The following is an 11476-nucleotide window of genomic DNA, read 5'->3' on the forward strand; positions in this document are numbered from 1 at the left end:
GAAAGGCCCGTTGCGACGGGAACGACGATTCGTCGCGCGTCTCCGTGCGGATCCGCGCGTTCAAATCGATGAAAGGGGGAGCGCGCGACGCGTGTCACGCGCGGCGGCGGCGAACGCCGGCTAGTGCTGCAACAGGCGGATCGCGCCGAATTCGGCGGCCGGCAGCACGCGGAGGATCGACAGGATCGCGGGCGACGCCTGCGACCGCGCGACTTCGAGCTCGATGCACGCGCGCCCGGTGCGGCTGTCGATCGCGGCCGTGTAGAAATTGAGTGCGGTACCGACGGCCTGATGCAGCCGGCGGCGCACGGCCGCGAGGTTGTCCGATTCGACGCGGATCGACAGCAGCACGAGCTCGTCCGCGGGGAGCCTGCGCCGCGAGCGCACGGGCGGCAGATCGTGTGAAGCAGCGGATTCGGTTCTGGTCGGTTTCATGCTTTCTTCCCCTGGTCGCATCGTGCTTCGCACCGCGGCAAGCTCGTCCTGGACATGGCACCCATTTTAAGAATCGCGGTGGCGATACGGTGTATAGACTCGCACGGGCACTGAAAAGAACGCATAAAAACGCAGCGCTCGTCGCCTTTCGTCTTTACAGCTTTTTTATTCCCCGTAAAGAAATTGAACACCGCTTTGATACGCGGATTTCTACACTGTCGCATCCCATTCGCCAGATGAGCATGGGGGCGTCATCCGGGCTTGCGCCGACACGGCAAGGCCCGCTATGCCGACAGTCGCGCGGCGATGCCGCGCATACGAACAAAGGGGAAAGCCATGTTGTGGATCACCGGCGCGCTATCGCTCGCGCTCTTCATCTATCTGTTTCATGCGTTGATCAAGCCCGAGCGGTATTGATCGGCGCGATTCAACAGGAATTCGAAAATATCGGTGAATGTCATGAGCGATCTGCTTTTCATTTTTTTCACGCTCGCGTTCTTTGCATTGACGGCCGGTTTCATCACCGGCCTCGACCGGATCTGAGCGAGCGTCGACATGTTCAACAATCTCATTCAATTCGCGATCGTGCTCGCGATCATGCTGGCGCTGGTGCCCGTCGTCGGGAAATGGCTCGCGCACGCCTTCACGAGCCCGCGCCACGCGTGGGTCGAGCGCCGCACCTACGCGCTGCTCGGCGTGAACCCCGACGAAGCGATGTCGTGGCAACGCTACGGGATGGTGCTGCTGCTCAGCAACGCCGGGATGATGCTGCTCGGCTACCTGCTGCTGCGCATCCAGGACGTGCTGCCGTTCGATGCGCTGCAGCGCGCGTCGCAAAGCCCCGACCTCGCGTTCAACACGGCCGCGTCGTTCATCACGAACACGAACTGGCAGGCCTATGCGGGCGAAAGCAGCCTGTCGAACTTCTCGCAGATGGCCGTCATCACGTTCCTGATGGTGGCGAGTGCAGCGACCGGCGTCGCGGCCGCGGGCGGCTTCATCCGCGGGCTGAGCCGCAAGAGCGCGGCCGACATCGGCAACTACTGGGTCGACTTCACGCGCGTGACCTATCGCGTGCTGCTGCCGCTCAGTTTTGTCATGGCGCTGGTTTACGTGTGGCAGGGCATGCCGCAGACGCTTGCGTCCGACGCCTGGGCAACCACGCTCGAAGGCGCACGCCAGCAGATTGTGATGGGGCCCGTCGCGAGCCTCGAATCGATCAAGCACATCGGCACGAACGGCGGCGGCTTCTTCAGCATGAACGCCGCGCACCCGTTCGAGAACCCGACGCCGCTCACCAACACGCTGCACATGCTGTCGATGCTGCTGATCCCGTCCGCGCTGACCTATGCGCTCGGCACGATGATCGGCCGGCGCCGCCAGGGCTGGGTGCTGCTGGGCGCATTCGTCGTGATGTTCGTCGGCTTCCTCGCCGTGATCTATTCGGCCGAGCAGCACGGCAACCCGCTCCTGACGGGCATCGGCGTCGACCAGCAGATGAGTGCGACGCAGCCGGGCGGCAACATGGAAGGCAAGGAGATGCGCTTCGGCATCGCGCAGACGAGCCTGTTCGCGACCGTCACGACGGCCGCGACCACCGGTTCGGTCGACGCGATGCACGATTCGCTGACGCCGCTGGGTGGGCTCGTGCCGATCGCGCAGATGATGCTGAACAACGTGTTCGGCGGCGACGGCGTCGGGCTGATCAACCTGTTCACGTTCGCGATCCTCACGGTGTTCCTCGTCGGGATGATGATCGGCCGCACGCCGGAATTCCTCGGCAAGAAGATCGAGGCGCGCGAGATGAAGTTCGTGATGCTCGCGGTGCTCGCGCATCCGTTCAGCATCCTCGGCTTCACCGCGCTGGCCGCGCTGCTGCACTCGACGATGGCGAGCCTCGCGAACCTCGGCCCGCACGGCTTCAGCGAAGTGCTGTACGCGTACACGTCGGGCACGGCCAACAACGGGTCCGCGTTCGCGGGGCTGAACGCGAACACGCCGTTCTTCAACACGACGATCGGCTTCGCGATGCTGATCGGCCGTTACCTGACGCTGCTGCCGATGCTCGCGGTCGCGGGCAGCCTCGCCGCGAAGAAGGCCGTGCCGGAAAGCGCGGGCACGCTGTCGACGTCGACGGGCCTGTTCGCCGGCCTGCTGGTGTTCGTGATCCTGGTGGTCGGCGGTCTCACGTTCCTGCCGGCGCTCGCGCTCGGCCCGGTCGTCGAGCACCTGCTGATGTCGGGCGGCCAACTGTTCTGAGGGAAACATCATGATTCAAGGCAATCGCCAGGCAGCGGCCGCCGCCGCGCCGGCATCCGATACTTCGTTCGGCGCGGCGACGCGCGGCCTCGTGCGGCCGGTGATCGCATCGTCGGTGCTGTTCATGCTCGTCACGGGCCTCGCGTATCCGCTGCTCACCACGGGCGTCGCGAACGTGCTGTTCCCGGCGCAGGCGCGCGGCAGCCTCGTGCAGCGCAACGGCACGACGATCGGCTCGGCAGTCATCGGGCAGCACTTCACGCGCGCCGGCTACTTCCACGCGCGGCCGAGCGCGACGGTCGGCACCGATCCGGCCGATCCGTCGAAGACGGTCGACCAGCCGTACAACGCGGCCGGCAGCGGCGCCAGCAACCAGGGTGCGACCAGCAAGAAGCTGCTCGCCGACGTCGCGCAGCGCGTGGGCGCATACCGGCAGGAGAACGCGCTCGCCGACGGCACGCCGGTGCCGGCGGACGCCGTCACCGCGTCCGCGTCGGGGCTCGATCCCGAGATCTCGGTCGCGAACGCGCGGCTGCAGGCGGCGCGCGTCGCGCATGCACGCGGCATCGATGCCGCGCAGGTGGCGGCGCTCGTCGATCGCACCGCGTTGCCGCGCCAGCTCGGCGTGCTCGGCGAACCGCGCGTACGCGTGCTCGACCTGAACCTCGCGCTCGACCGCACGTTCGGCCAGGCGGCCGGCGCGAAGCAATAGCAGGAACCACGGAGTCATTCATGTCCCATATCGAAACCCCGATCAACCCGGCGGCGTTGCCGGTCGGCGGCGTGCCGCCGATGCGCTGGACGGCCGTGCTGCGCGAGGCGTTCCGCAAGCTCGCGCCGCAGGTGCAGTTGAAGAACCCGGTGATGTTCGTCGTCTATCTCGGCAGCATCGTCACGACCGCGCTGTGGCTGCAGGCGCTGACCGGCACGGCCGATGCGCCGGCCGGCTTCATCTTCGCGGTCGCGTGCTGGCTGTGGTTCACCGTGCTGTTCGCGAACGCGGCCGAGGCGCTGGCCGAAGGGCGCGGCAAGGCGCAGGCCGACGCGCTGCGCGCGGCGCGCAAGCGCGTGTATGCGAAGGTGCTCGACGAGCCGAAGCAGGCCGGCAGCACGAGCCATCGCGTGCCGAGCGACGAACTCGCGGCCGGCAGCATCGTGCTCGTCGAGGCCGGCGACACGATTCCGGCCGACGGCGAAGTGATCGACGGCGTTGCGTCGGTCGACGAATCGGCGATCACCGGCGAATCGGCGCCGGTGATCCGCGAGTCGGGCGGCGATTTCTCGTCGGTGACGGGCGGCACGCGCGTGCTGTCCGACTGGATCATCGTGAAGATCACCGCGCAACCGGGCGAGGCGTTCCTCGACCGGATGATCGCGATGGTCGAAGGCGCGAAGCGCGGCAAGACGCCGAACGAGGTCGCGCTGACGATCCTGCTCGTCGCGCTGACGATCATCTTCCTGCTCGTGTGCGTGACGCTGCTGCCGTTCTCGCAGTTCAGCGTGCTGCTGAACGCGTCGGGCTCGGCCGTGAGCCTGACCGTGCTGATCGCGCTGCTCGTCTGCCTGATCCCGACGACGATCGGTGCGCTGCTGTCGGCGATCGGCATCGCGGGGATGAGCCGCATGATGCGCGCGAACGTGCTCGCGACGTCGGGCCGCGCGATCGAGGCGGCCGGCGACGTCGACGTGCTGCTGCTCGACAAGACCGGCACGATCACGCTCGGCAACCGGGAGGCCGTGCAGTTCCGGCCGGCGCCCGGGGTGGACGAGCGCGCGCTGGCCGAGGCCGCGCAACTGTCGTCGCTCGCCGACGAGACGCCCGAAGGGCGCTCGATCGTCGCGCTCGCGAAGCAGCGCTTCTCGCTGGACGTGGTGGGTGCCGCCGGCAGCATCGCGGTGCCGTTCAGCGCGCGTACGCGGATGAGCGGCCTCGACATCGGCGCACGCCAGGTGCGCAAGGGTGCGGCGTCGGCGATCCGCGCGCACGTCGATGCGCTCGGCGGCGTGTTTCCGCAAGCGGTCGAGACGGCCGTCAACGACATCGCGCGGCGCGGCGGCACACCGCTCGTCGTCGCCGACGGCTCGACGGTGCTCGGCGCGATCGAGCTGAAGGACATCGTCAAGCACGGGATCGGCGCGCGTTTCGCCGAGCTGCGCAAGGTCGGCGTGAAGACGGTGATGATCACCGGCGACAACCGGCTCACCGCGGCCGCGATCGCGGCGGAAGCCGGCGTCGACGACTACCTGGCCGAAGCGACGCCCGAAGACAAGCTGCGCCTGATCCGCGAGCACCAGGCGAAGGGCCATCTCGTCGCGATGACGGGCGACGGCACCAACGACGCGCCGGCGCTCGCGCAGGCCGACGTGGCCGTCGCGATGCACAGCGGCACGCAGGCGGCGAAGGAGGCGGCCAACATGGTCGACCTCGACAGCAACCCGACGAAGCTGATGCAGGTGGTCGAGGTCGGCAAGCAGATGATCATGACGCGCGGCGCGCTGACCACCTTCAGTGTTGCGAACGATCTCGCGAAGTACTTCGCGATCATCCCGGCGGCGTTCGTCGCGACGTATCCGGCGCTCGGCGCGCTGAACGTGATGGGGCTGAACAGCCCGACGTCGGCGATCCTGTCGGCGGTGATCTTCAACGCGCTGATCATCGTCGCGCTGATTCCCCTCGCGCTGAAAGGCGTGAAGTATCGCGCGGAGCCGGCCGCGAAGCTGCTGGGGCGCAACCTGCTGATCTACGGCGTGGGCGGCATCGTCGCGCCGTTCATCGGCATCAAGCTGATCGACATGCTGTTGACGCCGTTTATCTGACCGAACGCGCCGTCGCGGCCCCGCTCACGCCTTCGCGGCGTGTGCGGGGCCGTTCGGCGTTTCAATTGCCGGAAGCGATCATGGATGTGAATGTGAACGTGAACGAAGTGAATCGCCGGGCGAGGGTGCCGCAGGCGCCCGTGGCGGGCCGCGACAACTGGCGCCGCGTGCTGCGCGCATGCGCGTCGATGGCCGACCGCATCGCCGGTGCCGGGCCCGACACGCAGCCCGCGCTGGCCGTGCGCGAAGCGCATCCGCGCACGCAAGTCTGGATGTCGCGGTACGCGGTGCCGCTGCTGCTGGCCACGCTCGTCTGCGCGCTCGCGACGCTCGCGGCGAGCGCGCTGCTGCGCGTGTTCGACCTGTCGAACGTCGTGATGCTGTTCCTGATGACGGTCGTGCTGATCGCGCTGCGGCTCGGCAGGCTGGCCGGCGCGTGGGCCGCGTTCGTCTGCGTCGGCTGCTTCGACTTCTTCTTCGTCGAGCCGAGGCTGTCGTTCGCGGTGTCCGATACGCAGTACGTGTTCACATTCGCGCTGATGCTTGCCGTCGCGCTCGCGATCGGCCAGCTCGCGGCACGCCTGCGCGCGGAGGCGCGCGCCGCGCGGGCGAACGAGAAGCGCTCGGCGGCGCTCGCGCGTGTCGCGCACGATCTGTCGGCCGCAATCGAGACCGAACAGATCGCGTCGATCTGCACCGGCACGATCGCGCCGCTGCTCGGCGTGCGCGTCGCGCTCGTGCTGCCCGATGCGGATGACCGGCTGACGCCCGCGCGGCATGCGCGGTTCGTCGACGTACCGACGGCACGCTGGGTCTACGAAAATGCCCGCACGGCCGGTTGCGGATTGCCGCCGTTCGAGCGCGCGGCCGCGCAGTACCTGCCGCTGAAGGCGCCGATGCGCGTACGCGGCGTGCTCGTGCTGTTCGGCGATGCGCAGCCGGTGCCGACCGATCCGGACGACCGCCGGCTGATCGACGCATTGTGCTCGTCGATCGCGATGGCGCTCGAGCGCGTGCACTACGTCGGCGTCGCGCAGCACACGCTGGTCCGGATCGAAGGCGAGCGCTTGCGCAATGCGCTGCTCGCCGCCGTGTCGCACGACCTGAAGACGCCGCTCACCGCGATCCGCGGGCTCGCCGAGACGCTGGAGCGGCCCGAGCGGCTCGCGCACGGGCAACCGGCCGCGCTCGCGCACGGCATCCGCAACCAGGCCGAGGCGCTGCACGGGCTCGTCGTAAACCTGCTCGACCTCGCGCGGATGCAGAGCGAAGGCGTGCGGCTCAATCGCGAGTGGCACATGCTCGACGAGATCGTCGGCAGCGCGCTCGCGCACTCGGCCGGCGTGCTGGCCGGCCGCGACGTGAGCGTCGACCTGCCGGCCGACCTGCCGCTGATCGACGTCGACGCGCTGCTGATCGAGCGCGTGCTGATGAACCTGCTCGACAACGCCGCGAAATACGCGGGTGCGGAGGCGGCCGTGGCGGTGCGCGCACGCGTGTTCGGCGAAACGCTGTACGTATTCGTCGAGGACGACGGGCCCGGCTTCATCGCGCGCAACACCGAGCCGCTGTTCGAGCCGTTCGAGCGCGAACGCAAGGAACCGTCGATCAGCGGCGTGGGGCTCGGGCTCGCACTGTGCCGCAGCATCGTCAACGCGCACGGCGGCTCGATCCGCGCGGTGCCGCTCGATCCGCACGGCGCGCGGTTCGAGATTCGCCTGCCACTGGGCGCGCCGCCCGATATCGAACACGAGAGCCGGACATGATCAGATCGCGCGTATTGATCGTCGAGGACGAAGCGGACATTCGCCGCTTCGTGCGGATGGCGCTGGAACAGGAAGGGCTCGACACCTGCGAGGCGTCGACGGCCCGCGAGGCGCGGATGTATGCGTCGAGCAGCAAGCCCGATCTCGTGATCGTCGATCTCGGGCTGCCGGACGACGACGGCAAGGCCTTCATCCGCGAGTTGCGCCAATGGTCGACGGTGCCGGTGATCGTGCTGTCGGCGCGGCAGCAGGAGGTGGAGAAGGTCGCGGCGCTCGATGCGGGCGCCGACGATTACCTGCCCAAGCCGTTCGGCGTGCCCGAACTGCTCGCGCGGGCGCGCGCGCAGTTGCGGCGCGCGGCGTTCGTGTCGGCCGACGGGCAAGCGTCGTCGATCGTGCGGTTCGGCGACGTGACCGTCGATCTCGGCCGGCACGAAGTCGCGCGTGGCGGCGAGGCCGTGCATCTGACGCGCCTCGAATTCCGGCTGCTCGCCGCGCTGATCCGCGCGCGCGGCGGCGTGGTTGCCGCGCGGCAGCTGCTGGCCGAGGTCTGGGGCATTCACGACGCCGAGCGCGCGCACTACGTGCGCGTGTACATGACGAACCTGCGCCAGAAGCTCGAGCCGGTGCCGGCGCGGCCGCGGCACCTGCTGACGGAGCTGCAGTTCGGCTACCGGCTGGTCGGTCTGGAAACGGTCGGCGTGCCGCGCGAGGTCTAGACAGCCTTTGCGAGGTATCCGGTTGCCACCTTACGCCGCGAGAAAGCCGGAATTCAGCCTCGTGTAATCGATAATGAATTGAAAATTAAGGAGAATCGCGGCCCACGGCCATAATCCGCCGACAATTAGAGATAAACACGGATTGCTGGCGCCATCCCGGAAAAGGCAAAGTTGTATGTACAACTTGGCGCATCGCCGGAAGGGGCGATTGCCGGGTTGGAAGGGTTCCCGGCGGGCAGTCCGGCCGGAACCCGGCCCAGTTCGCCTCTGACAGGAACGCCATGAAGAAACTCGCGCTCAGTATTGCCCTTGCCTGCATCGCGGTCGGTGCCCACGCCAAGGATTGGTCGACGATCCGCTTCGGCGTCGACGCCAGCTACCCGCCGTTCGAATCGAAGGACGCAAGCGGCAAGGTCGTCGGCTTCGACGTCGATCTCGGCAACGAGATCTGCGCCCGCCTGAAGGCGAAATGCGTGTGGATCGAGAACGACTTCGACGGGATGATCCCCGCGCTGAAGGCGAAGAAGTTCGACGGCGTGCTGTCGTCGATGTCGATGACGCCGGCGCGCGCCGAGCAGATCGCGTTCTCCGACAAGCTGTTCAACACGCCGACGCGCCTCGTCGCGAAGAAGGGCACGAACCTGCAGCCGACGGCCGAATCGCTGAAGGGCAAGTCGGTCGGCGTCGAGCAGGGCACCATCCAGGAAACCTACGCGAAGGCCTACTGGGCGCCGAAGGGCGTGCAGGTCGTGCCTTACCAGAACCAGGACGGCGTGTACCAGGACCTGATGTCCGGCCGCCTCGACGCGGCGCTGCAGGACGCGGTGCAGGCCGACATCGGCTTCCTGAAGACGCCGCGCGGCGCGAACTTCGAATTCGCCGGCAAGGACCTCGACGATCCGAAGACGCTCGGCAACGGCGCCGGCATCGGCCTGCGCAAGGACGATGCCGACCTGAAGGCGAAGATCGACCATGCGATCGCCGACATCATCAAGGACGGCACGTACAAGAAGCTCGAGAAGAAGTACTTCGCGTTCGACGTCTACGGCGGCTGACCCTCCATGCGGCGCGCACCGATTGTGGCGCGCGCCGCGTGTGTTGCGGGTGCAACCCGCTTCGCGTGATGCGTCCGACTTGATGAGCAGGGTGCATCAGGTAGTGCGTAGATATCGTTTGATGCGCGGGTAATGGCTATTGACAATCCAGCCACCTCGCTCTGGACTCCTCATATGATCTTCCAAGGATTTGGCCCGCTGCTGTGGGCCGGCACGGTCGAGACCGTGAAGCTCGCGGTGCTGTCGCTCGCCGCATCGCTCGTGCTGGGGCTCGCCGGCGCGGCGGCGAAACTGTCGGCGAACCGCGTGCTCAAGTCGATCGGCACGTTCTATACGACGCTGATCCGCGCGGTGCCGGACCTCGTGCTGATGCTGCTGCTGTTCTACGGGATCCAGATCCTGCTGAACAACGTGACCGACCTGATCGGCTGGGACCAGATCGACATCGACCCGTTCGTGGCCGGGGTCGTGACGCTCGGCTTCATCTACGGCGCGTACTTCACCGAGACGTTCCGCGGCGCGTTCCTCGCGGTGCCGCGCGGCCAGCTCGAAGCCGGCTTCGCGTACGGGATGAGCGGCTGGCGCGTGTTCCACCGCATCCTGTTCCCGCAGATGATGCGCTTCGCGCTGCCCGGCATCGGCAACAACTGGCAGGTGCTCGTGAAGGCCACCGCGCTCGTGTCGATCATCGGTCTTGCCGACGTCGTGAAAGCGTCGCAGGACGCCGGCAAGAGCACGCTCGATTTCTTCTTCTTCACGCTGGCTGCGGGCGCGATCTACCTCGCGATCACGACGGTGTCCAACGTCGTGCTGCATCACCTCGAGAAGCGTTATTCCGTCGGTGTCCGGAGGCTCGCACTGTGATCGAACTCGTCAGCCAGTACTGGCAAAGCTATCTCTATACCGACGGCTACCGTTTCAGCGGCCTCGCGATCACGCTGTGGCTGCTGGTCGTGTCGATCGCGCTCGGTTTCGCGCTCGCCGTGCCGCTCGCGATCGCGCGCGCGTCGTCGAACCGCTGGATCTCGGGCCCCGTCTGGCTCTACACGTACGTGTTCCGCGGCACGCCGCTCTACGTGCAGCTGCTGATGTGCTACACGGGCATCTACAGCCTGCAGGTCGTGCACAACCACGTGCTGCTCGACACGTTCTTCCGCAACGCGATGAACTGCACGCTGCTCGCGTTCGTGCTGAACGAATGCGCTTACGCGACGGAGATCTTCGCCGGTGCGATCAAGGCGACGCCGGCCGGCGAGATCGAAGCCGGGATGGCCTACGGGATGTCGCGCTTCAAGCTCTATACGCGCATCATCCTGCCGTCCGCGCTGCGCCGCTCGCTGCCGAGCTACAGCAACGAAGTGATCCTGATGCTGCACGCGACGACGCTCGCGTTCACCGCGACCGTGCCCGACATCCTGAAGGTCACGCGCGACGTCAATTCGGCAACCTACATGTCGTTCCAGGCCTACGGCATTGCCGCCGTGCTGTACGCCGTCGTCGTGTTCGCGCTCATCTGGGCGTTCCGCAAGCTGGAGACGCGCTGGCTCGCGTACCTCTCGCCGCGCAGCCACTAACGCATCCGCAAGATTCGCAAGGAAGGACCCAGCATGTACAAGCTTACCGTTGACAACCTGCACAAGAAATTCGGCGACAACGAGGTGTTGAAGGGCGTGTCGATGAAGGCGAAGGCCGGCGACGTCATCAGCATCATCGGCTCGAGCGGCTCCGGCAAGAGCACGTTCCTGCGCTGCATCAACTTCCTCGAGCAGCCGTGCTCGGGGCAGATCACGATCGGCAGCGAGCCGATCCAGACCACGCGCGACCGCAACGGCTCGTTGCGCGTGGCCGACCAGAAGCAGCTGCAGCGGATGCGCACGAAGCTGTCGATGGTGTTCCAGCACTTCAACCTGTGGGCGCACATGACGGTGCTCGAGAACGTGATCGAGGCGCCGATGGCCGTGCTCGGGATCGGCAAGGATGAAGCGATCGAACGGGCGCGCAAGTACCTGGAGAAGGTCGGCCTCGCGCCGCGCGTCGAGGGCATGTATCCGTCGCACCTGTCGGGCGGCCAGCAGCAGCGAGTCGCGATCGCGCGTGCGCTCGCGATGGAGCCCGAAGTGATGCTGTTCGACGAGCCGACGTCGGCGCTCGATCCGGAACTGGTGGGCGAAGTGCTGAAGGTGATGCAGAAGCTGGCCGAGGAAGGCCGCACGATGATCGTCGTCACGCACGAGATGGGCTTCGCGCGCAACGTGTCGAATCACGTGATCTTCCTGCATCAGGGGAAGATCGAGGAAGAGGGCGATCCGCAGCAGATTCTCGTGAATCCGAAGAGCGAGCGGCTCGGGCAGTTCCTGTCGGGGCGGTTGAAGTAAGACCGCGTGCGGGTTTTGCATCAACGCCCGTGAAGTCGTCGCGGCTTCAC

12 protein-coding genes are annotated in these 11476 nt (G+C 67.0%); 10 read left to right on the forward strand and 2 right to left on the reverse strand.

The features are described from left to right. Window positions 1-120: 120 nt before the first annotated feature. Entirely contained in the window at window positions 121-435 is a 315-nt protein-coding gene (locus tag DIE03_RS30140; RefSeq protein ID WP_124455871.1) for a hypothetical protein, read from the reverse strand. A gap of 336 nt (window positions 436-771) precedes the next feature. Here DIE03_RS30140 and kdpF point away from each other — a divergent pair, with 336 nt between their 5' ends. Next, window positions 772-852: a K(+)-transporting ATPase subunit F gene (kdpF, locus tag DIE03_RS39105; RefSeq protein WP_063623159.1), complete on the forward strand. Its 81-nt coding sequence runs from the start codon at window positions 772-774 to the stop codon at window positions 850-852. On the opposite strand, the gene DIE03_RS38435 is transcribed toward kdpF, so the two are convergent. Then, window positions 822-992, reverse strand: coding sequence for a hypothetical protein (locus DIE03_RS38435; protein ID WP_175845364.1), 171 nt, complete (start codon window positions 990-992; stop codon window positions 822-824). The genes kdpF and DIE03_RS38435 overlap by 31 nt on opposite strands. Between DIE03_RS38435 and kdpA the strand changes: the two genes are divergently transcribed. The 9 genes from kdpA to DIE03_RS30195 all read left to right on the forward strand — a co-directional run bounded on the left by kdpA (window position 991) and on the right by DIE03_RS30195 (window position 11426). Further along, window positions 991-2694: a potassium-transporting ATPase subunit KdpA gene (gene kdpA / locus DIE03_RS30155; protein ID WP_124455872.1), complete on the forward strand. Its 1704-nt coding sequence runs from the start codon at window positions 991-993 to the stop codon at window positions 2692-2694. The genes DIE03_RS38435 and kdpA overlap by 2 nt on opposite strands. Before the next feature lie 10 nt (window positions 2695-2704). After that, window positions 2705-3406 (forward strand): potassium-transporting ATPase subunit KdpC, encoded by a 702-nt coding sequence (kdpC, locus tag DIE03_RS30160; RefSeq protein ID WP_185658252.1) that lies wholly within the window; start codon window positions 2705-2707, stop codon window positions 3404-3406. A gap of 80 nt (window positions 3407-3486) precedes the next feature. Next, window positions 3487-5511: a potassium-transporting ATPase subunit KdpB gene (gene kdpB / locus DIE03_RS30165; protein ID WP_221623703.1), complete on the forward strand. Its 2025-nt coding sequence runs from the start codon at window positions 3487-3489 to the stop codon at window positions 5509-5511. Window positions 5512-5591: 80 nt separating this feature from the next. Beyond that, a complete protein-coding gene (locus tag DIE03_RS30170; RefSeq protein WP_124455874.1) occupies window positions 5592-7277 on the forward strand; it encodes a DUF4118 domain-containing protein in 1686 nt (561 codons plus the stop codon). Further along, complete coding sequence (locus DIE03_RS30175) at window positions 7274-7996, forward strand: response regulator (RefSeq protein ID WP_124455875.1); 723 nt, start codon at window positions 7274-7276, stop codon at window positions 7994-7996. Before DIE03_RS30170 ends, DIE03_RS30175 begins: the two co-directional genes overlap by 4 nt. A 281-nt stretch (window positions 7997-8277) precedes the next feature. Next, window positions 8278-9051 carry an ABC transporter substrate-binding protein gene (locus DIE03_RS30180; RefSeq protein WP_124455876.1) on the forward strand — a complete coding sequence of 258 codons (774 nt, stop codon included), beginning with the start codon at window positions 8278-8280 and terminating at the stop codon, window positions 9049-9051. Window positions 9052-9225: 174 nt separating this feature from the next. Continuing rightward, the gene (locus tag DIE03_RS30185; protein ID WP_124455877.1) at window positions 9226-9915 is read left to right on the forward strand and encodes an ABC transporter permease; all 690 of its coding nucleotides are present in this window, start codon (window positions 9226-9228) and stop codon (window positions 9913-9915) included. Further along, window positions 9912-10625, forward strand: a complete 714-nt coding sequence (locus tag DIE03_RS30190) for an ABC transporter permease (RefSeq protein WP_124455878.1) — start codon at window positions 9912-9914, stop codon at window positions 10623-10625. Before DIE03_RS30185 ends, DIE03_RS30190 begins: the two co-directional genes overlap by 4 nt. A gap of 33 nt (window positions 10626-10658) precedes the next feature. Continuing rightward, window positions 10659-11426 carry an ABC transporter ATP-binding protein gene (locus DIE03_RS30195; protein ID WP_124455879.1) on the forward strand — a complete coding sequence of 256 codons (768 nt, stop codon included), beginning with the start codon at window positions 10659-10661 and terminating at the stop codon, window positions 11424-11426. The last annotated feature ends 50 nt before the right edge of the window (window positions 11427-11476 follow it).

The sequence above is a fragment of the Burkholderia sp. Bp8992 genome (assembly GCF_003853705.1).
GTDB lineage: Bacteria > Pseudomonadota > Gammaproteobacteria > Burkholderiales > Burkholderiaceae > Burkholderia.